Below are 26,814 nucleotides of genomic sequence, written 5' to 3'. Positions count from 1 at the left end.
CCCTAAAAAACGGCTTAAAGGCGTTCGTGTCATATTTTGACATTTTGTGGAGCGAGTAAGATTTGCGAAGTGCCACAAAATAGAGCCAAATTTTTAATCCTCATAAAAGCGCAATTTGGCTACAATAAGGCCTTACTTACGAGCGAGGGGCGAAACGTGGAAAAATACATCTTAAAAATAAAATGCACAGACGAAAAAGGGCTGATTTACAGAGTCTCCGATATCATTTTTAAGCATCGATTAAACATCGAGACGAACAACGAATTCGTCGATAAGGACAATAACCGATTTTTCATGCGCGCAGAGCTTAGCGGAGATATAAAAGAGGGTGAATTCTGCGGTATCCTCGAGGCTGTCTTGCCAAAAGACGCACAGATAACGTGTCGCAAAAAGGCAAAAAAGGATATCATAGTTTTAGCGACCAAGGAGACGCATTGTCTGGGCGATATGCTCATAAAATTTGACAGCGGCGAACTAAACGCAAATATCCTTGCCGTCATAGCAAATCATGAAATTTTAAGAAGCCTCGTCGAGCGCTTCGGGCTGCCTTTTCACGTCGTGTCTGCCGAGGGACTAAGTCGCGAGGAGCACGAGGACGCCGTGCTTGCCGTGATGGCGCAGTATAAATTCGACTACGCGATCTTAGCAAAATACATGCGTATCCTATCGCCTAAATTCGTAAATGCCTATCCGCAAAAGATAATCAACATCCATCACTCGTTTTTGCCCGCATTCATCGGGGCAAATCCATACAAACAAGCCTACGAGCGCGGCGTAAAGATCATCGGTGCGACCGCACACTTCGTAAATGACGACCTCGACGAAGGTCCGATCATCGCGCAAGACGTGATCCGCGTCAATCACGAGATGAGCTGGCAAGACATGCAGCGAGCGGGCAGGGCGTGTGAGAAAAATGTCCTATCCCAAGCGCTTGATCTAGCCCTTGAGGATAGACTTTTCATAAACGGCAACAAAGTGATCGTTTTTTGATGTTTAATATCGTTTTAGTCCATCCTCAGATCCCGCAAAACACCGGCGCGATCGGGCGGATGTGCGTAAATGCAAATTTAAAGCTGCATATCGTAAAGCCTACGATGTTTGATCTTAGCCAGAAAGCTGTCAGACGCGCCGGGCTTGATTATTGGAGGGCGTTAGATCCCGTGATCTGGGAAAATTTGGACACGTTTTTAGAGCAAAATTTAAAATTTAAAGAGCGCTTTTTCTTTGCTACGACTAAGACCAATCAGCTTTATTACGACGTTAAATTCGAGGTCGGCGATTTTATATTTTTTGGTGGCGAGAGCACCGGACTGCCAAAAGAGCTCATGGATATAAATTTCGCCCACGCCGTCACGATACCAATGGGCGCACAGGGTAGGAGTCTAAATTTAGCCATGAGTGCGGGTATAGTCGCATACGAAGCCATAAGGCAAAATATCGATAAATTCGACTTTAGGAGCGCGGTTTGAGAGTATTTTGGCTCATCGTTTTATCGCTCGTTTTCAGCTTTGCCGGCGAGATAAGCATCGCCACGTATAATGTGGAAAATTTATTTGACTGTAAAAACGATGGTAGCGAATACGCGGACTTTAGAGTAGGCAGCTCGAGCTGGGACTGCGCCGCGGCAAATGAAAAGGTATCGCGCATAAAAGAGGTCATTTTGAGCCTGGACTCCGATATCATCGCGCTTGAAGAGATAGAAAACGAGGAAATTTTAAAAGAGCTGGCTAAGGGCACGCAGTATAAATACGTCCTATTTACCGCTCAAAAGGGCGCTCCGATCGGGCTTGGGCTCATCTCAAAGATACGCCCGGTAAAGAGTGAAATCTTCAAAGTGCCAAATGCCAAAACGCGCAATATCTTGAAGGTAAATTTTGAGCTGGAGGGCAAAAATTTCAGCATTTTTGTAAATCACTTCCCGGCTTATAAAAACGGAAAAGCCGAGCAGCAAAAAGCCGAGCGGACTTTGCGTGCGGCTTTGGAAAATGAAAAAAACGCCGTGCTTTTGGGCGATTTTAATACCCCATACGGCTCGCGCTCGCTCTTAAACGACATCATCAGGATAAGAAGCTATGTGGATCTGTGGGGATTTTTAGAGGCCAAAGAGCGCTACTCGCACGCCGTTTATGGCAGGAAAAGCGCGATAGATCACGTTTTGCTCTCGCCGTCGTTTTTTGAAAACGGCGAGCTAAGCTACGTTTTTGAAAGCTTTGAAGTATTTAAGCCGGCGTTCATGAAGGACGAAAACGGCTACGTCAGGTCGCAAGACGGCGTAAATTTATACTCCGATCATTTCCCGCTACGATTTAAAATTTCGACGCAGCCAAGCGGTCAAAGAAGCGGATTTTTTACGAAAATTTTTGGCTTTAAAGACGAAGTGAACGCAGCTAGTCAAGAGGGCAAAAATAGCCCTGCATTTGGTAGCGAATATAAAATTTCAAACATCGACGATATATTTGCAAAGCCTGAAAACTCGCCATTTTTCCTAAGCCGCGCAGTCGTCATTTATAAAGATAAAAACGGCTTCATACTTGGCGAAGATCACCGAGGCATTTACGTTTTTGACCCGCAAAACGACCTTGAGTTGGGTCAGATGATGGATGTGCTCGTGACAAAAACTAAAATTTACAAAGACGCCCTTGAAGTCGGCGCATACGAGATCAAAAAGATGTATGACGTGGTACAGCCAGACGCCTTTATGATGAGTGCTAGCATGCTAAAAGAGGCTAGAGACGGCGACGTGATAGATAAAATTTCAGGCGAGCTAAAGGGCGGATACCTGCACACGCCATACGGCCGCATACGCGTGTATAGCCCCAAAGGACGCATCTTTGATAACAAAAATATCGGCTTTGAGCGCGTGCGGATCAAGAGCTACAAAGGGCAAAATCAGCTTTATGTGGAGTGAGAGTTGAAAACAATCGATATCATCATGCTTTTTTTGTTTGTAGCGTTTGTCGTATTTATGGTGCGCGGTATGGTTTTACAAACACAAGAAAGGGACAGGAAAAGAGCTATGAAAAAAGAAAATTTCAATAAAAAGAGTGAGCTATGAAAAAGGATCTATTGATCGAGATAGGAGTCGAGGAGCTTCCCGCGATCCCGTTTTTAAGGGAGCTGCCAAACATCGAGGCAAAGTGGCGAGCGGTCCTGGCCGAGTATAAGCTAGAAAGTGAGTTTAAATTTTACTACACGCCGCGTCGTTTGGTATTTTTCCATGAAAATTTTGCCCTCAATCAACCAGATAGCGTGGCTGAATTTATCGGCGCGCCAAAGCAAGTCGCGCTAAAAGACGGCGCTTTCACTCAAGCTGCACTTAGCTTTGCTAAAAAATGCGGCATCGATGAGAGCGAGCTGAAATTTAAAGAGATCGGCGGCAAAGAGGTGCTTTACTACGAGAGGCAGCTAAAAGGCGAGGCGAGTGCTAAGCTATTTGGCGACATGATAGAGAAATTTCTGCTTAGCCTGAATTTTGGCAAATCCATGCGTTGGGGCAGCGGAGAGTTCGAGTTTATCCGCCCGATACGATCATTTTTGTGCCTGTTTGGCGGCAAGGTCGTGAAATTTAACAAATTTGGCGTCGAAAGCGGCAATGGCACCTATCCGCACAGAAGCATCAGCTACGATAAGAGCTTGGTAAATAGCGCCGATGAATATTTTAGCGGTATGAGGGCGCGCGGCATCGTTCTTGACGCGAGCGAGCGCAGGAGTATCATTTTAGCGCAGTTTAAGGAGCTCGAAAAGGGCGGCATCGATATCCAGATCGACGAGGACTTGCTGGATGAGGTCGTGGCGATCACCGAGTATCCGACGGCGCTTTTAGGCGAGTTCGAGGCTGAATTTTTAGAGGTGCCAAGCGAGGTCATAATCACCTCGATGAAAGAAAATCAGCGCTATTTCCCGGTCTTTAAAAACGGCAAGCTGAGCAACCATTTCGTAGTCGTCAGTAACGCCCTCGCAAAAGATGGCGCACTCATCGTAAAAGGTAACGAAAAGGTGCTTCGTGCGCGCCTTAGCGATGCGATGTTCTTTTGGAGGAGCGATCTAAAGGCGGAATTTAGCCCTGATAAGCTAAAAAATATAACCTATCTAAAAGAGCTTGGCAGCCTTTATGACAAAGAGCTTAGAGAGGCAAAGATAGCTGACGAGCTTGCAAATTTATATGAAAATGAGCTTAAAGACGAGGTCGGAGCGGGTTTTAGAGCCAAGCTAAACCGCGCGGTCATGCTCGCAAAGGCTGATCTCACGACACAGATGGTATATGAATTTACCGAGCTTCAGGGCGTCATGGGCGCGTATTATGCCCGTGCTAAGGGCGAGGAGGATGTGATAGTCACGGCTATACGCGAGCAATACCTGCCTGACGGCGAGGACGCACCGTGTCCGTCGAGCGTTTTTAGCTCGGTCGTGGCGCTCGCAAATAAGCTAGACACGCTGATTGGGCTTTTTAGCGTGGGTAAAATCCCAAGCGGCACAAAAGATCCGTTCGCACTTCGTCGCGCGGCAAACGGTGTCATCAAGATCGTTTTGGCTCATGGCCTAAAATTTGACATATCAAGCGTGCTAAAGTCGCTTTCAGCGCAGTATAAGAGCTTTGATCTTGGCTTGCTGGAAAATTTCATCCTTGATAGGCTTTATACATTTTTTGACACCAACCCTTCGATAGTAAAGGCTTGCATAAATAGCGACAAACGCGATATCTTGCAGCTTACAAAGGCAGTAGAGGCGATGAGTGAAATTTCAAGTAAGCCAAATTTCAAAGAGCTGTTTTCGACCTTTAAGCGCCTGGCAAATATCATAAAAGATGTCGACGTGGGCACAGTCGATGAAAATTTGCTTCAGACAAGCGAGGAGCGCGCACTAAACGAAGGCTTTAAAGCGCTAAAAGACAGTCCCGATCATAAGGCGTGCCTTAACGAGCTCTTTGGTCTAAAGGGCGAGATAGACGCGTTTTTCGATAAAGTCATGATAAACGTAGACGATGAAAATATCCGTAAAAATCGCATCGCAGTGATCGGTCAAATTTACAAAAGCTTCTTAGAGATAGCCGATATCAAAGAGATAAGTTTATGAGAGAGGTCAGGGCTAGCCTGACCTTTTGGCTAGAATTTGTAGTTGTAGCCTAGATAAAAACCGTGGTTGGTTAAGGCTCGTTTGCTAGCTTATACGAGTTTTAAAGATGCTGTGAGATCCGCCATACCTTGCGTATATGGTGCGGAGGTTATGAGTGCGTTGACGCCCGTTGCGGCAAATTTAGCGCAGTTAGCGAGATTTATACCGCCTGCGGCAGTGATGACGGGCTGAAATTTAGCGGCGTTTTTCAAATTCACGGCTTCGTGTAGCTCTTCTAGGCTCATCTTGTCGCATTGTATCACGTCAGGAGCGAAATTTAGAAGCGTTTTAAAGTCCGCAAGCGTTTCGCACTCTACGATTATCTTTTTTTCTGGCAGCTTAGCCTTAAATTCCTCTATCCGCTTACAAAACGCCTCGAAATTTTCATAAACATCGATATGATTTTTGAAAAACAATACGCTATCGCTTAAATTTAGCCTATGTATCGCTCCGCCGCCGGCTAATACGGCTGCTATGCAAAATTCTTTTGCAAAGGGAAAGGTCTTTCTCGTCGTTTGTATTTGACAGCTAGGATTTACGGCCTTTGCAGCGCACACCATCGCGTTTGTGTATGTTGAAATTTTACAGGAGTATTCGAGTAAAATTTGAATGAGCTTCCAGGCCTTGTGCAAGTTGCCATAACTGCCTTTGGCCTGAAATATCGTCTCTTTCGCACTAAAATTTTGAGAATTTTCACTTTTGCCGGTCGTTTCGCACCCCAGCATAGCCGCTATCCTCGCGGTGATATCGACGTTGCTTAGCACTATGTCATCGCGAGTTATTATGCTTAGCGTCGCTTGGCGATTTAAAAATTCGCCCTGAAGCGATGTCGTAAGGTCATCAAAGGGCAGATCCGATCTTATGTATTCCCAAATTTGCGCGTCGCTTATCATTTTTGCCCGTTTTTTAAATTTAGCCTGCGTTTTTTGCCATTTTTGGATATGAGATTTTGAAATATCCCGTCGTTATAGAGTCCGTAATGATAAAGGCTAAAGCCCACCAGCGCCGCACCGGCAACGATGTGAAGCCCTTTGCCAAAGCGGTTTTTCATACTAAAGGCCGTGAGCGTAACGACTCCTAGCGATACGCCCATGCCGATTTTTGCGATATTTCTTTGCGTTTGTAAATTTAAAAGCGAGCCTTTTAGTTTGTTATTTGCCAAATTTCACACCTTTCATTGAATTTAGCAGCAGCCATATCGTCGTGCCGTTATGAAGCACGGCTGTCGCGATAGGATTTAGCATGCCAAATGTCGCCGCCCCAAGGATCGCCGTGTTTATACCTACTGTCGAGCGGAAATTTGCCCCGATGAGCTTCATCGTGTTGTTGGCGAGCTCCTTTGCCAGCGCGACGCTCATTATGTCATCTTTCAAAAGGCTGATATCAGCCGTCGCCTTTGCGATATCAGCACCTTTGTGCATGCTGATGCCGACATTTGCCTTTGTAAGGCTTGGAGCATCGTTTATGCCATCACCTATGAAAGCGACGTTTTTGCCCTCATTTTTTAGCGTTTCGATGATGTGAGCCTTATCTGTTGGCAAGCACTCGGCAAAGACCTTGTCAAGGCCCAGCTCTTTTGCGACCTCCTCGGCTTTGCTTTTTATATCGCCGCTTAGCATCACGATCTCTTTTACTCCGAGGCTTCTTAGGCGCGCTACCATATCTTTTGCGTTTTCGCGCATATCGTCTTTCATAGCGATCACGCCTACTAGCTCTTTATTGTAGCCCACGTAAAGCAGCGTAAGCCCGCTTTTTAGCGAGCTGGCGATCATCTCATCATGCGCGCTGAAGTCGATCATCTCGTCATCCTCTAAAAAGTGTCTGCTGCCGATGACGACCTCTTTGCCGTGCATAAGAGTCTTTACGCCGTGAGCGACGATGAATTCCACCTCGTCGTGATGGATATGGCTAAAGCCGCGCTTGTTCGCCGCCTCTACGATAGCCTCTGCGACTGGGTGAAAATAATGCTCCTCTGCGCTTGCCGTCAAATTTAGTATGTCAGCCTCGCTAAATCCATTTTTAAAAGAGTAAATTTGCACTACGCTCAGGCGTCCGTGTGTCAGCGTGCCGGTCTTGTCAAAGACAAAGGTATCCGCCATACTTAGCGCCTCAATCGCCTTTGCACCTTTTATCAGGATGCCGTTCCTGCCGGCTTTTGAGATGCTTGACTTAAACGCTACCGGCGTGGCGAGCTTCAGCGCGCAGGAGTAATCAGCCTGAAGCACGCTCGCGACGCTGTTCATGTCTTTGTTTATGAGATACGAAGCGCCCGCTAGCGAGAGCGTCACTGGCACTAGTTTATCGGCTAGTTTGGTCGCTTTTAGCCCGACGTTTGATTTTTCATTTAAAGAGCTTTGGATATACTCTTTTATACGTGCTGTCGCAGTCTCACTACCGACGTTTTCAGCCCAAATTTTGATACGGCCTTCATCGACGACCGTGCCGCTTATTACGCGGTCGCCTCTTGCTTTTGGCACGGGCTCGGCTTCGCCTGTCATCGAGACTTGATTGACGCTTGCGTTTCCCTCGACGATGTAGCCGTCTATGCCGATAGTTTCACCGGCTCCGACTACGACTATATCGCCTTTTTTGACGTTTTGCGTTTTTACTTTATGTAGCGTTTTAGAGCCGTCTTTCTCGCGCTTTTCGATCCAGACCTCTTCGATATTTGGCTTAGCCAGCTCTTTGATGAGATCGTCGCTTCTGTGAGAGGCGCTCTCCTCCATATATTCGCCGATATTTATCATCAAATTCGTGCTGTTTGCCGCGAGATGATCGCCTAGCGCCAGGCTCGTTCCTATAGCCATAGCCTCCAAAACTTTGGAAGTGACGCCTTCGTTTTTAAGCTCTTTTGTTCCCTCTATCAGATTTGGAGCTGCGCTGTAAAGCCCGATCGCGGTTTTGGCCTTGGTATTTGTGATAAATGGCGTGATAGCAAGCGCTGCACCGGCTTTATATATATTTACCTTGCTTGGTTGCGATGTATCTTTTGCCTTTTTTGGCATGTCAAAATTTGAGATGAATTCCAAAATTTTATCAAGCCCGGAGTCAAATTCTACGATCACGCTCTTTGCGTATTTATTCACGCGCACACTTTTAGCACTCGTGCGCTCGGTTATCGTGGCCTCTATGGCGCTCACATCGCTAGTATCGGTTATGTTTTCGCAAATTATACGAACGCGATTTTTGCTTTTATGAGCGATACGCACGTTATTTTTGTGCTTCAAGCTCTGCTTTGACATCTTCAAATCGCTCTTTTAGCTCTTCTATACCCGCGTTTATAAGCGCGCCACCTTTTACGATAGCCTTGAATACGCACTCTTGTGCCTTAGGGTTTGTGAGCACGTAGGCGGCGATGCCACCGATTAGCAGGCCTTTTACAAAGCCTGCCGCGTTGAAATTTTCAGGCACGAACGGCAGATTTTCAGCCACATTGTTTATCGCATTGTCGATCGCACTTGGTGCGCTTTGGCTAGCGGTTTCGTTTATGTATGGGTTTTGCATTATTTATTCTCCAAATTTATGATTTTTTCGGCTATCAACAGGCCGCCGACTCCTAGTGAAATTTTAGTGGCGGCACCAAGATACCTGCCTCTTGCGATAGAATTTGACGCGCTTATCGCGATCGCGGTCACAAAGCCGCCGCAAACGCTAAATTTTAAAATTTTTTTAGCAGTTTGCAGTTTGTCTTTGCTCGGGTCGTTCGCGTGCTCGTTAAAGCTTATCGCCGCTGCGCTCATGCCTGCGATCAAGGCTCCGCTTAAAAAATGATCGAAAGGAAGCCTCGTATCAGAAAGCGCAAATGCCTTAGTTTGCTGCATACTTTATCCTTACGCTAGTTCGGGAGCTGGCGTGCTAGGTGTGGCCGCTTTTTTAGCGCGCGGTTTTCTAGTCTTTTTTGCCGGTTTTTGAGCCTCTTGTTGCGTTTTTTTAGCGACGCGTCCTTTTTTTGCGGCCGGTTTACTGGCTACGAGCTCTTTGACCTCTTTTGTAGCCTCTTTGCCTTTTTTGTAAATTTTCTCAGCTGTTTCTTTGCCTTTTTCAAGCCCGTAACTTGCGTAATCTTTGATCTTGTCGCGTCTGTTCCAAGCGACGACTGCTAGTGCTCCTGCGGCTATTCCCGCTAAAAATGGTAATGCCATCTTAAATCCTTTCTTGGTTTGTGAGTTATTCATCAGAAGATTTATCCTTTTGTGAAATTTTATCCATCATAGAAATGCCGAGCGCTCCAAGCGCCAGACCGCTGAAAAACGAGAAATTCGGGTTATTCAAAATTTTAGCAAGCTGCGCTTTGTCAGCGTTGCCGCTCGCGATACTTTGCAAACCCTCGCTCACCTCGTTAAAGCTTTTTTGATATTCGTTCAAGATATTTTCATATCCGCTTTGAAGTAAATTTTGACCTAAATTTTCTAGATTCGCCTCCTCTTTCGCCTGCGTTTTTTTGTTTAGACAACGGGCTAAATTTTGCTTTAAAGCCGGGATGTATTCGTTATTTGATGTAGCCCAGAGCCTGAAAAACAGATCTTTTAGCTCCTCGTCGTCTAGATCCGAGGTGAAATTTTCATACATTTTATTTAGCTGTATCTCATAGTTTAGCGCGCAAATAAGCGCGTCTTCAAAGCTATTTGGCGTCAAAAACGCATTTGGTGCGTCAGTGTCATCGAGCTTTAGGCCTTTTGCTTGGGCGTATTTTTTGATAAGCTCGATCGCACCGCTTCTTATAGATGATATCTCGCTAAAAATTTCGCCAAATGCGCTTACGCTCTCATATAAAATTTGTGCGTTTTTTTCGCTTATGTAAGCTGCACTCAAAAGCTCGTCATGCACAACTGACCTCCCTTGCTACGGCGTTGATCTTTTGTGAAATTTGCTCTAAATTTTGTCCGTTCAGCAGGTCCTCCCATAAATTTTTAGGGAAAATTTGATGATCGTATTCGATCGTGACCGAGCCTATTATTTTGTTGAATTTCACGTTTTTTATGCCGTTTATTTTGGCTATCGTATCATCAAGCGTGCCTAAATTCACATTTTGCGAGATCTCTTTTATCTGCGGGCTCACGCGCACTCTTAGTCTGCCGTTCGTGTGAGCTATCACGGTAAAATATGAGGCCACTTGAGCCAGAGTATCGATTTGTATATTCATTTGAGTTCCTTATTTTTTATGCGGTATTATCCGATTATGTAACTTAGATGTAACTTAAAATTTTCTGTCTCTCATTATCAAAATGCTAAAAATCATGATAAATTTTACCCGTTTGTTTTTTGACAGTCTGCGCAGACGCCGTAAAGCACCATCGTGTGCGCTACCGCCTCGAAATTTTTCTCTTTACAGATCAGCTCTTGTCTTTGTTCTATGTCCTCGTCGTGAAATTCCACGACCTTGCCGCATTTCTCGCAGATGAGATGATCGTGATGGGCTTTTAAATTCAGCTCGTATTTTTTTATGCCGCTATCATCGTAGGTGTTGCACAAGCGGCATTCGTCTAGGAAATTTAAGAGCGCATATATAGTAGGAAGCGATATGTTTTGAGCGTGAATTTTGCTAAATTCCGTCTGTATGTCTTGGGCGCTGAGGTGCGTTTGCGAGCGATATAAAATAGACAAGATGTTCTCTTTTAGGTGAGAATTTTTGTGATTGAATTCGCTCATAAAGCTTGATAAATGCTGATAGAAACGCTCGAAATTTTCCATTGCTGCCCGTTGGTAAATTGATAATGAATGTAAAGATTTTACACCTTTACGGCTTAATGCTCGGTAAAATAAAGGTAAAGCATATTATAAGGTTGTTTTGGTATAGTTTCGCAATTTTTAATATCAAAAGGGAAGATCATGACATACGACGAGCTTGAATTAGACGCCGTTTTGCTTGAGGTCTTGGAAAATCGCGGGAGTTTTGACTCGATGGATGATGAGGAGCTCTACGAACTCATCGAACAAATCGCTCAATATACCGACGGGGATTACGAAGAGGCTTTTGAGTATATGACACAATTTTCGCCGATACCAAAAAAGCGGTTCGTGTCATTGTTTATGGTTTAGCGCTTGGCTAAACCATATAAATTTTATAGAAAATACTTATTTATTATCTCGTGAAGTTTTAGCGTGTATTTGCTCATTTTCGGGCTGTTGTTGTAAATATCCTCGTAGTCATACATCCTTTCGTAGTAGTCGTTTGTTTGTTGTCTGTTGGTAGTGATCCTGCCAAGATCTATGCCTACTCCGATAAAAGCGCCGCTTGTTTTAGTCCTATCTACTATAAATGCTGAAATTTCAGGCAGATCGGTCGTTACACCAGAGCCTTCTCCTATGCCGGCGGTAGCTTCTGCGTTTATGCTGATGGTGTCTTTGCCGTTAAAGAGACTTGCGTAGGCCTGTGAGTTTTTAAACAAAATGATCGTGTCCGCAGAGCTTATGCCGGCTTGTGCTCCGATGCCTGCTACCGTATAGTTTATGAAAACGGGGCTCGACCACTCGCCATCGTCGTTTTTAGCTACGAATATCCCTTCTCCTTTAGCACCGGAGACGACAAATGCGGTCTTTGTGACGTCGGGGATTATCGCGATAGCTTTGATATCTTTAAATTTTTCGTTGCCGTGTAAATTTCGCAGACCGAAAGCATTTAGTATGTTTATCGTATTTTTGACCTTTTGGTTTTGTATGATGTCAGCGTTTGATATACCGCAAAACAAACAGATCGTGCATAAAAATGCAAAAATTTTTTTCATAAAATGTCCTTTGGAAAATTTCTCGCTATTATACCTTAAATTTTGATTTTTTTTAATATATATTAAGATTTTATTTATGATTTTTTATGCTATTAGATTATAAAATAGCGAAATTTCAATAAGGCTCAACATGCACATCATATTGATCATCGAATACATCGGCATCGCCTCGGCAGCCTTGAGCGGGTTTTTATTTGCCGTTAAAAAAGACTGCGACTGGCTAGGGATCTTCGTATCGTCTTTTTTGACCGCACTTGGCGGAGGTATAACAAGAGACGTGCTCGTCGGCAGGGACGTTTATTCTTTTACGCATTATATGCCAGTCAGCGTCGTTATTTTCATGCTTTTTGCCACGAAGCTTACGAATTTACACATAAACAAAGAAGGTCTTGAGAAAAAATTCGTTTTTATATTCGCCGATGCGATAGATGTGATATGCTTCTCGATAGTCGGAGCCATGGTAGCGACCGAGTATAAATACAACGTCTTTGGCGTCGTCATGGTCGCTTTTTGTAACGGCGTGGGAGGCGGCATTTTAAGAGATATGCTGCTAAATGAAATTCCTTGGTTTTTACGCACGGGACTTTACGGCACGATCAGCATGGGCGTGGGTCTGGCGTATTTTATTTTGCATTATTTTGAGATGGATAATCTATTTTTTATCCTGGTTTTGCTGGCACTTGGGATCTTGACGCGGATGCTGGCATTTTATAAGGGTTGGAAGTTGCCTGATCTGTAAGGAGTGAAAATGTATCTGATGAATACCTATGCTAGAGCCGATGTGGGCTTTAAATTTGGCCGCGGTGCGACGCTGTTTGACGAGAGAGGGCGAGACTATATCGATTTTGCAGCGGGTATCGGCGTAAATGCCCTTGGATACGCAAATAAAAAGATAATCTCCGCCGTCACGAAGCAGGCGCAGAATCTGCTTCATACCTCAAATATCTACCATATAAAGCCGCAAGAGAAGCTGGCTAAAGAAATTTCAAAGCAGCTTGGCTACAAAACTTACGCCTTTTTTTGCAACTCGGGAGCCGAAGCCAACGAATGCGCGATAAAGCTCGCCAGAAAATACGGCGCGCGAAATTTCAAAGAGAAAAAATACGAGATCATCTCCCTTGGCAGCTCCTTTCACGGCCGCACCTTAGCGACATTGCAAGCGACCGGGCAGGATAAATTTCACCCTGAGATATTCGCTCCTTATATGGACGGGTTTAAATTTTTTGACACGATCGAGGAGGCTACCAAAAACATAAGCGACAAAACGGTCGGCGTGATGATAGAGCTCGTGCAAGGCGAGGGCGGTATAAAGGCGTTTGAAAAAGAGGCGGTGAAAAAGCTGGCTAAAACGCTCAAAGAGCGCAAGCTGCTTCTCATCACTGACGAGGTGCAGTGCGGGGTTTATCGCACGGGCGAGTTCGTCACGAGTAAAATTTACGGCATAAAGCCCGATGTCATCACCTTTGCAAAGGCTCTTGGCGGAGGCGTGGGCATCGGCGCTTGCGTGAGTAGGAAAGATGTATTTGAGCCCGGTGATCACGGCTCGACCTTTGGAGGCAACTTCCTAGCTACCGCAAGCGGACTTGCCACTTTAAAAGAGCTAAAAAGGCTCAAAAAAGAGGGCAAGCTAGATGAAATTTCAGCGAAATTCAATGAGCATTTAGACGAGCTAGTCAAAAAATTCCCTAAAATTTTCGTCAAAAAGCAAGGCATAGGCATGATGCTGGGGCTTGTTTTACAAGAGGGCGTCGATCTGGCAAAGATTATCCGCCTAGCCCTGAAAAATCGTGTGCTCGTGCTTCGCTCAGGCACTAAAACGCTTAGGTTTTTGCCACCTCTAAACATCAGTAAAAAAGAGATGAAAGAGGGCTTTGGCAGGCTAGCCAAGGCGCTTGGCGAGTATGAAATTTAGCGAATTTTTTGAAATTTGGCTTCACGAGAGATACTATAAAAACGGCGCGAATATCGGCAAAAAGGGCGACTTCTACACGAGCGTCAGCGTAGGCTGGCTCTTTGGCGCGGCTCATGCAAACTATTTTTTAAAATGCCTCGATGCAAAGGAGCTTAGCGCCAAATGTAGCATCGTCGAGATCGGCGCAAACAGTGGCGACATGCTCGCTGATTTCGTCCAAGGCGTCTTCACACTACGGCCCGAGATATTAGGCGAGCTAAATTTCGCGATCGTCGAACCGCATGAAATTTTACGTGAAATTCAGCTTCAAACCTTTAAGGCTCGCTTTGGCGATGAGGTGAAGCTTACGCATTTTAAAAATTTCGACGAATGCGCGCTTGATGAGGCTTTTATCATCTCAAACGAGCTGTTTGACAGCTTTGCTTGCGAGGTGATAGAGGGTGAAAATATGCTTTTTATCAATGAAAATCATAAGCCGTTTTGGAGCGGGGCGGATGATGAAATTTTAAAAATTTGCACCGGATTAGGGCTTGAAAAAGGCGAAATTTGCCTGAAATTTACGAACTTTGCCAGGCAAATTTCAAAAGCCTTTAAGCGAGTGAAATTTTTAAGCTTTGACTACGGAGAGTGGGGCGTAAAAGACGATTTTAGCCTTAGGCTTTACAAAAATCATCAGGTCTTTAACTTTTTTGAAATTTCGGATTTAAGCGAATATTTTGGCGTCAGCGATATGACTTACGATGTGGATTTCTCGCATCTATCAATCGCTTTTGAGAGTGCTGGGTTTAAAACCGCTAAATTTAAGAGGCAAAATTTAGCTCTCGTGCAGGATTTTAGGATCGATGAAATTTTAGCCTTGACGCTTGAAATGGGCGGTGAAAAAGCCTATCAAAATGCCGCAAAACAGATGAAATTTCTAAGTTCGGCCGAGTTTTTAGGCGAGCGCTTTAAATTTATAGAATTTACTAAATTTTAATCCCTCGCGATGCTTGCAAATTTCGCTTCGCACGCGTTTGCTAGATCAAAAGGAGCTAGTCTTAGCTGCTTGCCGCGGACTCCTGCGCTCACATAAACAAAACTAAGCCCACGCGCCCGCTCGTCAATGAAAGTAGGATACGCCTTTTTCATCGCAAGCGGAGAGCAGCCGCCGCGGATGTAGCCGGTGATCTTTTCAAGATCGCGTAGATTTATGAGCTCGCAGCGTTTGACGCCAACAGCGTGAGCCAGGGCCTTTAGATCAAGCTCCAAGTCTCCTTGTAAGCATGCGACGATAAAATTTTTAGGCTCGCATACACAAACGATGGTTTTGTAGATGTTTTTGATGTCTTGGTGCGTGCTCACAGCCACATGGATGGCGGACAGATCGTTCTCGTCGACTTCGTATTCTACCAGCTCGTATGGCGTATTTAGCTTGTCTAGCAGCCTCGCCGCGTTTGTTTTATGTGTCATGCTTTCTAAATTCCTTAAAATTTTTGTATAATTATAGCCAAACTCAAAGGAGAATCAATGGCAGACGAAATAGAAGAGAAGCAGACTAAAAAAGGCGGCAGTAGCGCATTGATAATTATCATAGTAGCGATGCTCGTTTTATTGCTTGTTGTGGGTGGCCTCGTGGCGTTCTTGCTACTTGGCAATGACGAATCGCATGATGCAAGCATGGCGCAGCCTCAAGCTCAAGTGCAGCAAAGCGCACCGGCCAAGAGTGCTAAACCAGCCTCCAAACGCAATAACGACTACGCAAACATGGGTCCTATATATCCGCTAGATCAGTTTATAGTAAATCTTCTTAGTGAAAACGGCTCACGCTTTTTGAAAACCAAAATCGACCTGGAGCAAAGCGATGAGCTTTTAACACCGGAGCTTGATAAGAAAAAGGCGTTGCTACGAGATATCATAATCCGCACGCTATCATCTAAAACCTACGAAGAGGTCAGTACGGCAAAAGGCAAAGACCGCCTAAAAGACGAGATAGTAGGTAAGCTAAACGAGGTTTTGAGCGACGGATACATCAAAAATATCTATTTTACCGACTTCGTGGTGCAATGATCGGTATCGACATCGTCAGCATAGGTAGAATTTCAAGGCTTAAAGAGCGTCACGGAGAGCTTTTTTTGAGACGCTTTTTAAGCGAAGACGAGCTGGCGCTTGCTAAAAGCGACGCCAGTATCGCCGGGCTCTGGGCGGCGAAAGAGGCCGCCAGTAAAGCGCTTGGTGTTGGTATCGGCGCTGAGTGCAGCTTTTTTGACATCATCATCGAAAAATCACCAAAAAACGCTCCGATTTTAAAATTCTCTCCTAAAATTTACGAAAATTTCAATATAAAAGAGGCTACACTTAGCATAAGTCACGATGCAGGCTTTGCTATCGCCGTGGCGATTGTATCTTAAAAATTTTATATCCTCTTAATAAAAAGCAATATTGAATATATTAATTTATAAATATAAGAAATATTGTCAAAAATACTACATTTTTTATTAATATAAATGTATAAATTCCTATTATATCGATTAAATATATAAATATATATCATTAAGTATCAATTAATAATCAACGAAATATAATAAAAAAATAATACAATCTATATCAAAATAAGGAGAAAGCCATGAAATGTAGTAAAGTTTTACTTAGCTCTATGCTTATATACAGTTTCCTTTATGGAGCGGAAAATATCACTATAAATTCCGATACTCCGGCGTCCGAATACGAAAAATATTTAGAGGATGATCCTGCGGCTCAAGGATATTTTAATTTTAATCCCGGCAAAACAAGCAAAAGTTATTCTAACAATACTCTTGTTTGGAATGGAACTCCTGCTGATATAGGTGAAGATCTTGGAGTTTGGATATATGGTGGTCTTAATAATGATTTTATTCCAGACAATAGAAATTCTTCAAATAATAAAGTATTTATAAATGGTGGTGATAGAATACAAGCCGTCTACGGTGGATCGGCGGAAACGGGAGGAGAAAGCGTTTCAAATTATATTGTCATAAATGGACAAGTTCATATAGTACAAAATGTTTACGGAGGGTATTCTAATAGTAGCACCAAGCAAGTAGCTTCTAATTCTGTAATTATAAAAAATGGTACTATAAACATGAATGTAATGGGTGGGTACTCAATGAGAGGGGTGGCTACTTTAAATTCTGTGATTATAGAAGGAGGATTGATAAGCGGCGATGTGCGTGGAGCCTATTCGGAGGGTAGTGGCAAGGCAATCGGCAATATCGTAACCATAAAAGGTGGAATAATAAAAGGACAAATTTATGGAGGAAAAGCCGAGCAAGCTACAGACAATACTGTAAATTTAGATGCAAATTCACTTGAGCTTAATGCTATCTATGGAGGAAATGGCGCCTATGGTGGAAGATTTGTAAAAGGAAATACTTTAAACGTCCGTGGTAAGGATATAAAGGCAGGTAATATCGTAAATTTTGAATATATAAATTTTTATCTACCTTCAGATATCAAAGCCAATGATATCGTTTTGGACTTGAGTGGAAAAGCTTCATACAGTTATATAAGTACTGATCTTAAACGTTCACTTATTGCCGTCACCATGGGCGCACAAAGCAACAACCTCAATGTAAATGATAAAATAACACTAATAAGAAATCCTAAAGGAATTTTATACCCTACAGATTTCAAAAACCATAAGGAAAACTTGCAAGCCATAGCCGGAATTTCAACTATATATGAATTCGCCCTTCGAAAAGACGGAGATGCTAGTGCGGCAGAGGGAAATAATCTTTATGCGGTAGTGGCAAGTAAAATAAGTCCTATAAGCCCTGATAACGGTAGTAAAGAGAAAAAGCTGATAGAAACTATACAAAAAAGTACCATAGAGCCAACCGCCGGTGTAATGGCTGTGGTCAACCAAAGCTCAGAGACCGTATCTAATATGGATACAAGCACAGTGGCGGGCGGCAATGAGTCAAATGGTGGGGTGATCACCGGAACCAGCGCTTCAAGTACCAGGCAAAATTCCGGCTCGCATGTCGATGTAAAATCGATATCTTTTGCCGTAGGTCTAGCAAAGGACTTTAAAGATCTGATAACAGGAGCATTTATAGAATTCGGCGGCGGAAAATATGATACATTCAACGAATATAGCGGCACATTCAACTCAAGACGTATAGACGATATAAGAGGCAACGGAAAGATGCGATATTATGGAGCAGGGTTGCTTGCCAAATTTGATCTGGCTAGTGATTTTTACACCGAAGCTACCGTAAAAGTAGGCAAGATCAAGACCGACTATGAAAGCAATTTACCCACCGGAGCCAGGATAAGTTATGATGTTACAAGGAGCTATTACGGAGGACATCTTGGATTTGGCAAAATTTTAGAGATAAACGATATCTCAAATGCCAATATCTATTCAAAACTATTTTTTACGAGAGTTGGCAAAAAGCGAGTCGATATAAACGGTGAAAATATATTGCTTGGCAATAGCGACTCTTTAAGGGCAAAAGTCGGATTTAAATTGTCTCAAGATATAAACGATGATTTGCTATGGTTTGCCGGTCTTGCTTATGATAGAGAATTTAAAGGTAAAGCAAACGGATATAACCTAACATACGGCACAGATATAGCATCTCCTTCGATGAAAGGAAATACTGGTGTAGCTGAGCTAGGACTAAAATTTAAGGCTAATAGGGGGTTTGAAACGGATCTAAAATTTGAAGGGATGCTTGGGAAAAGAGAGGGCGTCATGGCTGCAGTACAACTAATGTATAAATTTTAATCTACATCCACTCGAGTACTTGGACTATGTCTTTTGCATAAAAGCATTTTAGCCCTTGTGTGTCGAGCGGTTTGTTTGGGATTATGGCGTTTTTAAATTTTTGCGTTTTTGCCTCTTTTAGGCGCTGGTCGAGGTTAAAGACCTCTCTTATCTCGCCGTTTAGACTAAGCTCGCCGATAAATACGCTATCTTTGCTTATCGGGCGGTTTTTGAAGCTGCTGATTATCGCTGCGACGACGGCTAGATCGGCCGCCGTTTCGCTTACTTTCACGCCGCCCGAGATATTTACAAATACATCGTAATGTCCAAGTGGTAGCTCTACTTTACGCTCGAGCAGGGCTAGAAGCATATCGAGGCGATTTCGCTCGTAGCCCGTGCAGCTTCGTTTAGGATACGCACTCTCGCAGACTAGGGCTTGCACCTCGACGCTAAGCGCGCGCGAGCCTTCCATTATGACCGTTATCGCGCTACCGCTCATCGCGCTGCCTCTGGTAAAAAATTTGCTTGAAATTTCGCTTGCGCTGACTAGCCCTTTGGTGCTCATTTCAAAGATACCGACCTCGCTTGTAGAGCCAAAGCGATTTTTAAAGCCCCTTAGCATCCTAAGCTCGCGGCTGGCGTCACCCTCGAAATAAAGCACCACATCAACCATATGCTCGAGCACTCTAGGACCGGCTATCGAGCCCTCTTTAGTGATGTGCCCGATGATGAATATGCAGATGTTTTTGTCTTTTGCGAGGCGCATGAGCTCAAACGTTATCTCGCGCACTTGCGAGATAGACCCTGGAGCCGAGCTCACTTCCTCGCTATAAAGAGTCTGGATCGAGTCGATGACTAAAATTTTGTAGTCGTTTTTTTGAATTTCAGCGGTGATGTTTTCTAGGCAAATTTCAGTCAAAAGATAGAGCTTTTCATCTATCGCTTCTAGTCTTTGAGCGCGCATTTTTATCTGACTGGCACTTTCCTCGCCGCTGACGTAGAGAGTTTTTCTGCCGTCTTTGGCTAAATTTGAGGCGATTTTTAAAAGCAGGGTCGATTTGCCGATGCCGGGGCTGCCGCCGATGAGTACGAGCGAGCCCTCGACCACTCCGCCGCCAAGTACTAGGTCAAGCTCGCTGTCCTTGGTGCTGAAGCGATTGATATTTTCTATCTGCACCTCGTTTATACTCACGGCTTTGCTTGGCGATGTTGAAATTTTAGCCATCTCTTTTACCGCTTTTATTTGCTCGCCGTTTAGCTCTACAAAGCTATCCCAAGCCCCACATTGAGGGCATTTACCTAGCCATTTGCTTTGTTGGTTGCCGCATGCTTGGCATTCGAAAATTATTTTAGATTTTGCCACTACTTACTCTTTTTAAAATTTTGACGACAATCACGCCAAAGGCTATTCCGACGCAATCGGCGAACACGTCTAACAGGCTAAATTCTCTATTTGGTAAAAAATGCTGGACTATCTCTATCTGAAGCCCAAATAAAAACAATATGCAAAATTTCGTGTAAAATTTTGATCTCCAGCCGATGCTTAGCAAAACGTAAAGCACGCAAAATGCGGCGAAGTGGTTTGCTTTATCCCAAGAATTTTCGACTATTTTTATACTGCGCGAGGTCGTCGCTAAAAACTCGATGACCGCCAAACAAACGAAAAATGAAAATTTTGAGGCTAGCTTTATATCAATCAAATATCGTATCCATAAGGCTATCTAGGAATTCATCAGGGTCAAATTTTACCAGATCCTCCATCTTTTCACCGACGCCGATGTAGAGTATCGGCAGCTCCAGCTCGCGAGCCACGCCAAATAGCGCTCCGCCTTTTGCCGTGCCGTCTAGCTTGGTGATGATGACTCCGTCAAGCTCGACGATCTCGTTAAATGCTTTTGCCTGAGCGACGCCCGCATTGCCCTGAGTGCCGTCAAGGATCAAAATTTTACGGTGAGGCGCACGCTCGTAGGCCTTTTGACTGATGCGAACGATCTTGCTCAGCTCGTTTGCTAAATTAGTTTGATTTTGCAGGCGTCCGGCGGTATCTAGTATGACACGGTCGATGTTTTTTGCGACTGCCGAGCTTATCGTATCAAAAGCGACCGCCGAAGGATCATGCCCTTGCTGGGTAGCGACGATAGGCACATTTAGACGTAGCGACCATTGACGAAGCTGCTCGATAGCCCCCGCGCGAAAAGTATCGCAAGCGCCGAGGATCACGCTCTTGCCGGCATTTTTATATAAATTTGCCAGCTTTGCGATAGTCGTGGTCTTGCCCGCTCCGTTTACGCCAAGTATCAGGTCTACAAAAGGCTTGTCCGGCTCTATTTTGCGCTCTTTTTCATAAATAAAATAGCTACTCATCACACGGCGCAGATCCTCGCGCCTGACATCGTTTTGAGGCGGCAGATAGTAGATTATCTCCTCTACTATCTCGTAAGTGACGTCAGCTTCGAGTAAAATTTCCTCTAAATTTTCTTTTGTTATCTTTTTTGAGGTTTTGGCTGAGAGTATCGCACCAAAGGTCTTTTCAAGGCCTTTTTTTAAAAAATTCATCATTATTTTATCGCTTTTAAAATATCGTTTTCCAGCATCTCTTCCGGCACTAAACCGGTGTAATGTATCGCATAATCGCCGTTTGGCTTATAAAGAGCCGACGAAGGTAGTCCTATGATGCCTCCTACCGCCTTTTCTAGCAAGAAGTTACCCTCTCCGACGGCAACATCGTATTTTATATTATATTTTTTCGCAAAATCCTTCACCTCTTGTTCGTTTTTCTCTTCTAGCAATACGCCGATTATATTTAGCTCCTCTTTAAATTTCTCGCTGAGGTTGTTTAGATGCGGGATCTCCGCTCTGCACGGTGGACACCATGTGGCGAAAAATACGAAAAGAGTGGCTTTGTCGTTGTCTTTTATATCAAAGCCGTCCTTGCGTTTTTGCAAATTTATCGTTTTGCCATTTAGCAAATTTAGATGCAAATCGACCACGGGCTCGGATTTGGTACTATTTTGACTTAAATTTGCATCCGTTTTGTTCGCTTCTATCTGCGCGTCGCTTGATGTTTGGCCATTTTTTTTATCGTCCCCACCGCATCCAAAGAATAAAAACGCACACGATAATGCTATAATGGTGTTTTTAAAATTCATAAATTTCCTTTGTTTTTTTAATAAAGCTCGGGAATTATACAAAAAAGACAATAAAATGAGCGTTAAGTCGGACAAGAAAGAGTATAGGCAAAAAGCCAAGAACGATATACGAAATTTGGCTCTAATAAAAGCAAAAGCAGCGCATTACAGGGCTGTCGATAGACTAGAAAAGCTGATAAAATTTAGCGGTACGAGGAAAATTTTGCTCTATTTGCCTCTTGATTATGAGGTCGATGTGTGTAGATTGAGGCGAAAATTATCAAAGGAGTGTGAAATTTTTGCTCCTTTTATGGTAGGGCTTAGTTTAAAAATGGTAAAATTGCGAATGCCGTTTATTGTTCATAAATTTAATGTCAGGCAACCGCTCGGCAGGAAAACGGACAAAATACGGCTCGATATGGCGGTAGTCCCTGTGATCGGGGTTGATGGGACTATGGCTAGAATAGGGCATGGAAAAGGCTTTTATGATAGATTTTTTAACACTTTGCCCTATCGTCCGAAAATGATAGTTTTTGTGCAGATAAAAGATTTTTTTACGAGTCAGATACTGACCGAGAAACATGATGTTCGAGGCGACTTTTACATAACCCCGAGAAAAAATTATATTAAACGAGGGACTTATGATAGAAGTTTTAATAGGCTTAGGAGCCGGTGTGGCGGGAGTTGGCGCAGGATATCTGTATGCTAAAAAAATAAATGATGCAAACTACAACATCTTTTTAGAACAAGCAAAAGCAAAAGCAAAAGCCATCGAATACGAGGCGGAACTAACGCTTAAGAATTCTAAAATTTCAGTGCAAGAGGCTGAATTTGAAGCTAAAAAAAGATATGACGATAAAACTACCAAGCTTCAAAAAGAGTATAGTCAAAAATTCGACGAACTAAACAAAAAAGAGCAAATTCTACTAAACGAGCAAGAGCTTTTGAATGAAAACAAAGAGCTTTTTGAAAAAGATCGCAACGAAGCCAAGCTCACCTACGAAGAAGGGCTAAATTTAAAAGCTACTTACCAAAGCAAGGTGCAAGAAGCCCTTAAAGTGCTTGAGCATGCCGCCGGTCTTACGGAGGATGAGGCTCGCGAAGTGGTGTTAAAAAAAGTAGAGGAGAAATCTCGCGCCGATATCGCTCACATCGTTAGGAAACACGAAGAAGAGGCTAAACGCGAAGCTAAAAAGAGAGTCAATTATATCTTGGCGCAAGCCACATCGCGCTTTGCGGGAGAATTTGCCGCCGAGCGCCTGATAAACGTCGTGAATATCAAAAACGACGAGCTAAAAGGGCGCATCATCGGCAAAGAGGGACGAAATATAAAAACCCTTGAAATGGTGCTAGGCGTAGATATCATCATCGACGATACGCCGCACGCGATCATTTTAAGCAGTTTTAATCTCTATCGCCGTGCGATCGCGACGCGTGTCATAGAGCTTTTGGTAGAGGACGGCAGGATCCAGCCTGCTCGTATCGAAGACCTACATAAAAAAGTAACGGAAGAATTTGAGCAAAGCATCCAAGAAGAGGGCGAAAATATCGTCATCGATCTAGGATTGAGCAAGATACACCCTGAGATAACCAAGCTGATAGGAAAACTAAAATTTAGAGCCAGCTACGGTCAAAATGCACTGGCTCATAGCCTTGAGGTGGCGCATCTCGCCGGTATCATCGCAGCAGAGACGGGCGGTGATGAAAAGCTGGCTAAAAGAGCCGGGTTGCTCCATGACATCGGCAAGGCATTGACGCATGAATTTGAAGGTAGTCACGTCGATCTAGGAGCTGAAATTTGCAAACGCTACAAAGAGCATCCGGTAGTCATAAATGCCATCTACGCTCACCACGGACACGAGGAGGCTACCAGTATAGAAAGTGCTGCCGTTTGTGCCGCCGACTGTCTGAGTGCGGCTCGTCCAGGAGCGCGTAGAGAGGTGCTAGAAAGCTTCTTGAAGCGTGTAGAAGAAGTTGAAAATATCGCAAAGAGCAAAGACGGCATCAAACAAGCCTACGCCATAAATGCAGGGCGTGAAATTCGCGTCATCGCAAATGCAAAGCTCATAAACGACGATGAGGCGGTGCTTGTAGCAAAAGAGATCGCAAAAGAGATCGAAGAAAAAGTGCAGTATCCGGGCGAGATAAAGGTCAGCGTCATCCGCGAGACCCGCGCGGTAGATTACGCAAAATAATTACGGATAAATTTATGAGGAATTTAGTTATTTTGCTGTTTTGCGCGGTATTCTCGTTTGCTAGCGAAGAGATCGTGCTAAGTGCGGCAAATTCATTCGTAACAACAATGAGATCTAGTAAAGACGCTCCAATAAAAGAGCTCATAGCACAGGCAAAGGCTACGATAATATTTCCGAGCGTGAAAAAAGTAGGCTTCGTCGTCGGCGGGATGGGTGGAGACGGCGTGATGATAGTGGGTCCTATGAGCTCTCCAAGCGAGATCGTCTCAGTGGGCATAAGCGGCGGGAGCATAGGGCTTCAGTTTGGTTATGAGGATAGCTCGCTGGTGCTTTTTGTAATGAAAGACAGTATAGTTTATGACATCAAGGACGCGAAAGTCACCATAGACGCCGACGTATCGTTTTCATTTGGCGATATAGGGCGTAAATTCAATAAAATAAGCGATTTTAAATTTTCAAAAGATATTTATGCTTACGCGGCAAATGACGGATTTTTTGCGGGAGCTAGCTTTGGCGGTGCAGTCATCAGCTCAAAGGATGAAAATTTAAAGCAAAGCGGCTATGCTTACGAGCAGCTTATAGGCGCAGCCTCGAAATTTTAAGGCACTGGATGCAAGATATCATAAATTTGCTTTCTACTTACGGCTACATCATACTTTTTTTATATACGCTTGGAGGCGGTATGGTCGCCATAATCGTCGCCGGAGTGCTAAGCTACGCCGGTAAAATGGATCTTAGCATCAGCATAACGGTCGCAGCGCTTTCAAACGCTATCGGAGATACGTTGCTTTTTTATCTTAGTAGATACAACAAAAGTGCGATAATGCCGTATCTTAAAGGCCATAAACGCAAACTGGCTTACGCCGGGGTGCTCACTAAAAAGCACGGAGATAAAATCATATTTTTTAAAAAATTTATTTACGGGTTAAAGACTCTCGTGCCCGTTGCTATAGGGCTTACGAAGTATCCGTTTTATAAATTTAGCGTTATAAATGTTATCTCTTCGATCGCTTGGGCATGCATACTTGGCATTTTGAGCTACTGGGCGGGAGATTTTTTCATAAAAGTAAGCGACTATATAAGTGATCACGGATATATAATGCCAGTCGCTATGCTTTGTTTATTCGGTGGAATTTGGTATTTTTTGAAAAAAGTTACAAAAAGAAAGGAAGTAAAATGAAAAAAATTTTATCTGTATTGCTTGTTGTAGTCGTCGTTGCAGTCGCGGCCGTGTATTATGTATCGGACAATGTCGCCAAAAACTATGAAAAGACGATCGGCGAGCTCGATAAGATCGACGGGATAAAAATTTCAAACAGCATGTATGAAAAAGGCTTGTTTGACTCAAATGCCACGTTTGATTTGATCGTCAGCAAAGACTTGCTCGATAAAATAGACGAGAGTGCCGGCGCTCAAGATCTTGTTTTTAAAGTCGATACAGAGCTAAAACACGGTCTTACGGCTTTATTTTCCGGAGCGCATGTAAAGTCTAAAATTTTTATTCAAAATGATTTTATTAAAAATATGGTTTCAGTATTTTTAGGCTCGAATTTAATAATGACAGCCGATGCGAACGTAGGTTTTGGCGGGAGTAAGGATGTCTTGCTAAATTTAAGCGATATTGATTTTAAAGACAATAAAAGCGTTACGCTAACGACAAAGGGTGTGTCTATCGCGGTCGACCTTGACCCTAGCAATAAAGCCAAGAGCGTAAAATTTAATGTTTCAAAGGCATATATAGAAAATAAAGATGAAAATTTTAGCCTAAATATGGAAAACGCTTTTGCGGACATAGACTACGAGCAGCCTTTGGTGATCGACTCTGTTTTTGACTGGAGTATCGTTCCTTACGCTTCTAAGAGCGGCTTTAAAATTTTTGAGATAAGCGCTGATAATTATCAAGAAAGCATTAAGATCAATATCGCAGACGTGATTTATGATTCGGTGTTGAAGATAAATAACGGTTTGGCAAATTTTAAAGAAAACGTAAAAGCGGCGGGCATATCTGTAAATGATAGCAAATATAAAGAGCTGGCCCTTGATGCGGAGCTTTTAAATTTTGATGTCAGCGTGTTGGAGGATTATATAAAAAATTTGGACAAAGAGCTGGCCAGTAGTGATTTTGGCGGATATGAGGAATTTTTATCGGATAAATTTAAAAAAGATAGAGATGAATTTTTATCAAGCGATCCTATCGTAAAGGTGAATTCACTGACGCTAAAAAATGTAGACAATAATGCCCTAAATTTAAACCTTACGCTAGGATTTAAAGGGTATGATAAAAAACTCACCGATGCACAAAATATCAAATCTCTCATTGTGAACGGAAAGATAAATATCGATACTACTTTGGCTGAATTTTTTGGTCAGATCCCGGAAGTTGGCATGTTTGAGCCTATGCTTAAAGAGGGTGAAATTTTAAAGAGTGATGGCAAAGGCGTAAAAACAGAATTTAAATTTGACAAAGATAAAATGGATATTATTTTTAACGAAAAAGTCGGTTTGTTTGATTTGATCAGGGGCTTTTAAAATTTATGGTTTGTTTTATTTAAATTTAAGCGAGTTTTATATACAATTCAATTTCCGTTTCACCAAAAATAGTTGAAACGAGATGTTCTTTAACCTACCATTGTTAAACTATTAGTCAATCTTTGAAATCTAAACAAGTGATCGATTGAGCCGATCTGCTTTTAGGCTTTCTTTGGAAAGTAATCAGCAGATCAAAAACTAAATCATCTTTTCTTTGTAATAGATAAAGATGTATTAAAACATAAAAAACAAAAGTTTTTAGATTAAAAACTTCATATATCAAAAACCACTTAGACATTATCTAAGTAAGTGTCAAACCTTACTTATGCAATAACGATTTGCGAAGCAAGGAGTGTTGCAGTCTTTAGGTGGGTCAAGGGAGCATAGCTCCTTGTCGCAAGGAAAGGCTTTGCCTTTCTGCGAAGTAAATATGGAGAGTTTGATCCTGGCTCAGAGTGAACGCTGGCGGCGTGCCTAATACATGCAA

At 43.3% G+C, this 26,814-nt stretch carries 32 protein-coding genes and 1 rRNA gene; 18 read left to right on the top strand and 15 right to left on the bottom strand.

What is annotated here, in order from left to right:
* The first annotated feature begins 156 nt into the window (after positions 1–156).
* Genes purU through glyS form a run of 5 tightly spaced genes read left to right on the top strand, consistent with a single transcriptional unit; the run spans position 157 to position 5,073 of the window.
* Positions 157–990, top strand: coding sequence for a formyltetrahydrofolate deformylase (purU, locus tag HMPREF1139_RS11050; protein WP_034966568.1), 834 nt, complete (start codon positions 157–159; stop codon positions 988–990).
* Complete coding sequence (locus HMPREF1139_RS11045; RefSeq protein WP_009651516.1) at positions 990–1,469, top strand: tRNA (cytidine(34)-2'-O)-methyltransferase; 480 nt, start codon at positions 990–992, stop codon at positions 1,467–1,469. Before purU ends, HMPREF1139_RS11045 begins: the two co-directional genes overlap by 1 nt.
* Positions 1,466–2,908 carry an endonuclease/exonuclease/phosphatase family protein gene (locus tag HMPREF1139_RS11040; protein WP_009651508.1) on the top strand — a complete coding sequence of 481 codons (1,443 nt, stop codon included), beginning with the start codon at positions 1,466–1,468 and terminating at the stop codon, positions 2,906–2,908. Before HMPREF1139_RS11045 ends, HMPREF1139_RS11040 begins: the two co-directional genes overlap by 4 nt.
* Before the next feature lie 3 nt (positions 2,909–2,911).
* Positions 2,912–3,055, top strand: a complete 144-nt coding sequence (locus HMPREF1139_RS11780) for a hypothetical protein (RefSeq protein WP_009651523.1) — start codon at positions 2,912–2,914, stop codon at positions 3,053–3,055.
* Positions 3,052–5,073, top strand: a complete 2,022-nt coding sequence (gene glyS / locus HMPREF1139_RS11030) for a glycine--tRNA ligase subunit beta (protein WP_009651518.1) — start codon at positions 3,052–3,054, stop codon at positions 5,071–5,073. Before HMPREF1139_RS11780 ends, glyS begins: the two co-directional genes overlap by 4 nt.
* Before the next feature lie 89 nt (positions 5,074–5,162).
* On the opposite strand, the gene modD is transcribed toward glyS, so the two are convergent.
* The 9 genes from modD to HMPREF1139_RS10985 all read right to left on the bottom strand — a co-directional run bounded on the left by modD (position 5,163) and on the right by HMPREF1139_RS10985 (position 10,803).
* Entirely contained in the window at positions 5,163–6,005 is an 843-nt protein-coding gene (gene modD / locus HMPREF1139_RS11025; RefSeq protein ID WP_009651513.1) for a ModD protein, read from the bottom strand.
* Positions 6,002–6,274, bottom strand: coding sequence for a hypothetical protein (locus tag HMPREF1139_RS11020; RefSeq protein WP_009651524.1), 273 nt, complete (start codon positions 6,272–6,274; stop codon positions 6,002–6,004). The genes modD and HMPREF1139_RS11020 overlap by 4 nt, the downstream gene beginning before the upstream one ends.
* Positions 6,264–8,339: a heavy metal translocating P-type ATPase gene (locus HMPREF1139_RS11015; protein ID WP_011992179.1), complete on the bottom strand. Its 2,076-nt coding sequence runs from the start codon at positions 8,337–8,339 to the stop codon at positions 6,264–6,266. The genes HMPREF1139_RS11020 and HMPREF1139_RS11015 overlap by 11 nt, the downstream gene beginning before the upstream one ends.
* On the bottom strand, positions 8,323–8,616 hold the full coding sequence (locus tag HMPREF1139_RS11010) for a hypothetical protein (RefSeq protein ID WP_009651506.1): 294 nt from the start codon (positions 8,614–8,616) through the stop codon (positions 8,323–8,325). The genes HMPREF1139_RS11015 and HMPREF1139_RS11010 overlap by 17 nt, the downstream gene beginning before the upstream one ends.
* Positions 8,616–8,933, bottom strand: a complete 318-nt coding sequence (locus tag HMPREF1139_RS11005; RefSeq protein WP_009651529.1) for a hypothetical protein — start codon at positions 8,931–8,933, stop codon at positions 8,616–8,618. The genes HMPREF1139_RS11010 and HMPREF1139_RS11005 overlap by 1 nt, the downstream gene beginning before the upstream one ends.
* Positions 8,934–8,942: 9 nt before the next feature.
* Positions 8,943–9,254 carry a hypothetical protein gene (locus HMPREF1139_RS11000; RefSeq protein WP_009651505.1) on the bottom strand — a complete coding sequence of 104 codons (312 nt, stop codon included), beginning with the start codon at positions 9,252–9,254 and terminating at the stop codon, positions 8,943–8,945.
* 25 nt (positions 9,255–9,279) lie between these two features.
* A complete protein-coding gene (locus HMPREF1139_RS10995) occupies positions 9,280–9,939 on the bottom strand; it encodes a ferritin-like domain-containing protein (RefSeq protein ID WP_009651517.1) in 660 nt (219 codons plus the stop codon).
* Positions 9,932–10,255 carry an HMA2 domain-containing protein gene (locus tag HMPREF1139_RS10990; protein WP_009651530.1) on the bottom strand — a complete coding sequence of 108 codons (324 nt, stop codon included), beginning with the start codon at positions 10,253–10,255 and terminating at the stop codon, positions 9,932–9,934. The genes HMPREF1139_RS10995 and HMPREF1139_RS10990 overlap by 8 nt, the downstream gene beginning before the upstream one ends.
* A 104-nt stretch (positions 10,256–10,359) precedes the next feature.
* Positions 10,360–10,803, bottom strand: a complete 444-nt coding sequence (locus HMPREF1139_RS10985; RefSeq protein ID WP_009651514.1) for a Fur family transcriptional regulator — start codon at positions 10,801–10,803, stop codon at positions 10,360–10,362.
* 138 nt (positions 10,804–10,941) lie between these two features.
* Between HMPREF1139_RS10985 and HMPREF1139_RS10980 the strand changes: the two genes are divergently transcribed.
* Positions 10,942–11,151: a hypothetical protein gene (locus HMPREF1139_RS10980; protein ID WP_009651509.1), complete on the top strand. Its 210-nt coding sequence runs from the start codon at positions 10,942–10,944 to the stop codon at positions 11,149–11,151.
* A gap of 23 nt (positions 11,152–11,174) precedes the next feature.
* On the opposite strand, the gene HMPREF1139_RS10975 is transcribed toward HMPREF1139_RS10980, so the two are convergent.
* Entirely contained in the window at positions 11,175–11,837 is a 663-nt protein-coding gene (locus HMPREF1139_RS10975; protein ID WP_009651510.1) for a lipid-binding SYLF domain-containing protein, read from the bottom strand.
* A 130-nt stretch (positions 11,838–11,967) separates the two neighbouring features.
* On the opposite strand from HMPREF1139_RS10975, the gene HMPREF1139_RS10970 reads away from it, so the two are divergent.
* Genes HMPREF1139_RS10970 through HMPREF1139_RS10960 form a run of 3 tightly spaced genes read left to right on the top strand, consistent with a single transcriptional unit; the run spans position 11,968 to position 14,725 of the window.
* On the top strand, positions 11,968–12,576 hold the full coding sequence (locus HMPREF1139_RS10970) for a trimeric intracellular cation channel family protein (RefSeq protein WP_009651512.1): 609 nt from the start codon (positions 11,968–11,970) through the stop codon (positions 12,574–12,576).
* A gap of 9 nt (positions 12,577–12,585) precedes the next feature.
* Positions 12,586–13,749 (top strand): aspartate aminotransferase family protein, encoded by a 1,164-nt coding sequence (locus HMPREF1139_RS10965; RefSeq protein ID WP_009651534.1) that lies wholly within the window; start codon positions 12,586–12,588, stop codon positions 13,747–13,749.
* Positions 13,739–14,725, top strand: coding sequence for an SAM-dependent methyltransferase (locus HMPREF1139_RS10960; RefSeq protein ID WP_009651507.1), 987 nt, complete (start codon positions 13,739–13,741; stop codon positions 14,723–14,725). Before HMPREF1139_RS10965 ends, HMPREF1139_RS10960 begins: the two co-directional genes overlap by 11 nt.
* Here the strand turns inward: HMPREF1139_RS10960 and ybaK are convergent.
* Positions 14,722–15,198 (bottom strand): Cys-tRNA(Pro) deacylase, encoded by a 477-nt coding sequence (gene ybaK / locus HMPREF1139_RS10955; RefSeq protein WP_009651522.1) that lies wholly within the window; start codon positions 15,196–15,198, stop codon positions 14,722–14,724. The genes HMPREF1139_RS10960 and ybaK overlap by 4 nt on opposite strands.
* 57 nt (positions 15,199–15,255) lie before the next feature.
* On the opposite strand from ybaK, the gene fliL reads away from it, so the two are divergent.
* The 3 genes from fliL to HMPREF1139_RS10940 all read left to right on the top strand — a co-directional run bounded on the left by fliL (position 15,256) and on the right by HMPREF1139_RS10940 (position 18,496).
* Positions 15,256–15,795 (top strand): flagellar basal body-associated protein FliL, encoded by a 540-nt coding sequence (gene fliL, locus HMPREF1139_RS10950; RefSeq protein ID WP_009651528.1) that lies wholly within the window; start codon positions 15,256–15,258, stop codon positions 15,793–15,795.
* Positions 15,792–16,136: a holo-ACP synthase gene (acpS, locus tag HMPREF1139_RS10945; RefSeq protein WP_009651511.1), complete on the top strand. Its 345-nt coding sequence runs from the start codon at positions 15,792–15,794 to the stop codon at positions 16,134–16,136. Before fliL ends, acpS begins: the two co-directional genes overlap by 4 nt.
* Before the next feature lie 215 nt (positions 16,137–16,351).
* Positions 16,352–18,496 carry an autotransporter outer membrane beta-barrel domain-containing protein gene (locus HMPREF1139_RS10940; protein ID WP_232209626.1) on the top strand — a complete coding sequence of 715 codons (2,145 nt, stop codon included), beginning with the start codon at positions 16,352–16,354 and terminating at the stop codon, positions 18,494–18,496.
* 1 nt (position 18,497) lies between these two features.
* Here HMPREF1139_RS10940 and radA read toward each other — a convergent pair whose 3' ends face one another.
* From radA to HMPREF1139_RS10920, 4 genes are read right to left on the bottom strand one after another with little or no spacing between them, the layout of a single operon-like run.
* Complete coding sequence (radA, locus tag HMPREF1139_RS10935) at positions 18,498–19,838, bottom strand: DNA repair protein RadA (RefSeq protein WP_009651504.1); 1,341 nt, start codon at positions 19,836–19,838, stop codon at positions 18,498–18,500.
* On the bottom strand, positions 19,825–20,175 hold the full coding sequence (locus HMPREF1139_RS10930; protein WP_009651531.1) for a VanZ family protein: 351 nt from the start codon (positions 20,173–20,175) through the stop codon (positions 19,825–19,827). The genes radA and HMPREF1139_RS10930 overlap by 14 nt, the downstream gene beginning before the upstream one ends.
* Complete coding sequence (gene ftsY / locus HMPREF1139_RS10925; protein WP_009651521.1) at positions 20,168–21,034, bottom strand: signal recognition particle-docking protein FtsY; 867 nt, start codon at positions 21,032–21,034, stop codon at positions 20,168–20,170. The genes HMPREF1139_RS10930 and ftsY overlap by 8 nt, the downstream gene beginning before the upstream one ends.
* On the bottom strand, positions 21,034–21,624 hold the full coding sequence (locus HMPREF1139_RS10920) for a TlpA family protein disulfide reductase (RefSeq protein WP_009651525.1): 591 nt from the start codon (positions 21,622–21,624) through the stop codon (positions 21,034–21,036). Before HMPREF1139_RS10920 ends, ftsY begins: the two co-directional genes overlap by 1 nt.
* A 55-nt stretch (positions 21,625–21,679) precedes the next feature.
* Here HMPREF1139_RS10920 and HMPREF1139_RS10915 point away from each other — a divergent pair, with 55 nt between their 5' ends.
* The 6 genes from HMPREF1139_RS10915 to HMPREF1139_RS10890 form a co-directional block, all read left to right on the top strand.
* Positions 21,680–22,312 (top strand): 5-formyltetrahydrofolate cyclo-ligase, encoded by a 633-nt coding sequence (locus HMPREF1139_RS10915; protein WP_009651515.1) that lies wholly within the window; start codon positions 21,680–21,682, stop codon positions 22,310–22,312.
* A complete protein-coding gene (gene rny, locus HMPREF1139_RS10910; protein WP_034966560.1) occupies positions 22,245–23,798 on the top strand; it encodes a ribonuclease Y in 1,554 nt (517 codons plus the stop codon). Before HMPREF1139_RS10915 ends, rny begins: the two co-directional genes overlap by 68 nt.
* Before the next feature lie 14 nt (positions 23,799–23,812).
* Positions 23,813–24,400, top strand: coding sequence for a lipid-binding SYLF domain-containing protein (locus HMPREF1139_RS10905; protein ID WP_009651535.1), 588 nt, complete (start codon positions 23,813–23,815; stop codon positions 24,398–24,400).
* A gap of 8 nt (positions 24,401–24,408) precedes the next feature.
* Entirely contained in the window at positions 24,409–24,978 is a 570-nt protein-coding gene (locus tag HMPREF1139_RS10900) for a DedA family protein (RefSeq protein ID WP_009651532.1), read from the top strand.
* Entirely contained in the window at positions 24,975–26,327 is a 1,353-nt protein-coding gene (locus HMPREF1139_RS10895; RefSeq protein WP_009651519.1) for a DUF945 family protein, read from the top strand. The genes HMPREF1139_RS10900 and HMPREF1139_RS10895 overlap by 4 nt, the downstream gene beginning before the upstream one ends.
* 427 nt (positions 26,328–26,754) lie before the next feature.
* Positions 26,755–26,814 (top strand): 16S ribosomal RNA (locus tag HMPREF1139_RS10890); the annotation flags it as partial.

It is taken from the genome of Campylobacter sp. FOBRC14, assembly GCF_000287855.1.
GTDB classification, from domain to species: domain Bacteria; phylum Campylobacterota; class Campylobacteria; order Campylobacterales; family Campylobacteraceae; genus Campylobacter_A; species Campylobacter_A curvus.
This window is presented reverse-complemented; position numbering and strand designations above follow the sequence as displayed.

Coding starts and splice junctions, on each gene's coding strand:
- HMPREF1139_RS11010 (WP_009651506.1), bottom strand. CDS start 8,616: ATGCAAAACCCATACATAAACGAAACCGCTAGCCAAAGCGCACCAAGT.
- HMPREF1139_RS10940 (WP_232209626.1), top strand. CDS start 16,352: ATGAAATGTAGTAAAGTTTTACTTAGCTCTATGCTTATATACAGTTTC.
- ftsY (WP_009651521.1), bottom strand. CDS start 21,034: ATGATGAATTTTTTAAAAAAAGGCCTTGAAAAGACCTTTGGTGCGATA.
- glyS (WP_009651518.1), top strand. CDS start 3,052: ATGAAAAAGGATCTATTGATCGAGATAGGAGTCGAGGAGCTTCCCGCG.
- HMPREF1139_RS10960 (WP_009651507.1), top strand. CDS start 13,739: ATGAAATTTAGCGAATTTTTTGAAATTTGGCTTCACGAGAGATACTAT.
- modD (WP_009651513.1), bottom strand. CDS start 6,005: ATGATAAGCGACGCGCAAATTTGGGAATACATAAGATCGGATCTGCCC.
- acpS (WP_009651511.1), top strand. CDS start 15,792: ATGATCGGTATCGACATCGTCAGCATAGGTAGAATTTCAAGGCTTAAA.
- HMPREF1139_RS10895 (WP_009651519.1), top strand. CDS start 24,975: ATGAAAAAAATTTTATCTGTATTGCTTGTTGTAGTCGTCGTTGCAGTC.
- HMPREF1139_RS10900 (WP_009651532.1), top strand. CDS start 24,409: ATGCAAGATATCATAAATTTGCTTTCTACTTACGGCTACATCATACTT.
- HMPREF1139_RS10915 (WP_009651515.1), top strand. CDS start 21,680: ATGAGCGTTAAGTCGGACAAGAAAGAGTATAGGCAAAAAGCCAAGAAC.
- ybaK (WP_009651522.1), bottom strand. CDS start 15,198: ATGACACATAAAACAAACGCGGCGAGGCTGCTAGACAAGCTAAATACG.
- HMPREF1139_RS11005 (WP_009651529.1), bottom strand. CDS start 8,933: ATGCAGCAAACTAAGGCATTTGCGCTTTCTGATACGAGGCTTCCTTTC.
- HMPREF1139_RS11045 (WP_009651516.1), top strand. CDS start 990: ATGTTTAATATCGTTTTAGTCCATCCTCAGATCCCGCAAAACACCGGC.
- HMPREF1139_RS10970 (WP_009651512.1), top strand. CDS start 11,968: ATGCACATCATATTGATCATCGAATACATCGGCATCGCCTCGGCAGCC.
- HMPREF1139_RS10985 (WP_009651514.1), bottom strand. CDS start 10,803: ATGGAAAATTTCGAGCGTTTCTATCAGCATTTATCAAGCTTTATGAGC.
- HMPREF1139_RS10980 (WP_009651509.1), top strand. CDS start 10,942: ATGACATACGACGAGCTTGAATTAGACGCCGTTTTGCTTGAGGTCTTG.
- rny (WP_034966560.1), top strand. CDS start 22,245: ATGATAGAAGTTTTAATAGGCTTAGGAGCCGGTGTGGCGGGAGTTGGC.
- fliL (WP_009651528.1), top strand. CDS start 15,256: ATGGCAGACGAAATAGAAGAGAAGCAGACTAAAAAAGGCGGCAGTAGC.
- HMPREF1139_RS10905 (WP_009651535.1), top strand. CDS start 23,813: ATGAGGAATTTAGTTATTTTGCTGTTTTGCGCGGTATTCTCGTTTGCT.
- HMPREF1139_RS11000 (WP_009651505.1), bottom strand. CDS start 9,254: ATGGCATTACCATTTTTAGCGGGAATAGCCGCAGGAGCACTAGCAGTC.
- HMPREF1139_RS10965 (WP_009651534.1), top strand. CDS start 12,586: ATGTATCTGATGAATACCTATGCTAGAGCCGATGTGGGCTTTAAATTT.
- HMPREF1139_RS10990 (WP_009651530.1), bottom strand. CDS start 10,255: ATGAATATACAAATCGATACTCTGGCTCAAGTGGCCTCATATTTTACC.
- HMPREF1139_RS10920 (WP_009651525.1), bottom strand. CDS start 21,624: ATGAATTTTAAAAACACCATTATAGCATTATCGTGTGCGTTTTTATTC.
- HMPREF1139_RS10975 (WP_009651510.1), bottom strand. CDS start 11,837: ATGAAAAAAATTTTTGCATTTTTATGCACGATCTGTTTGTTTTGCGGT.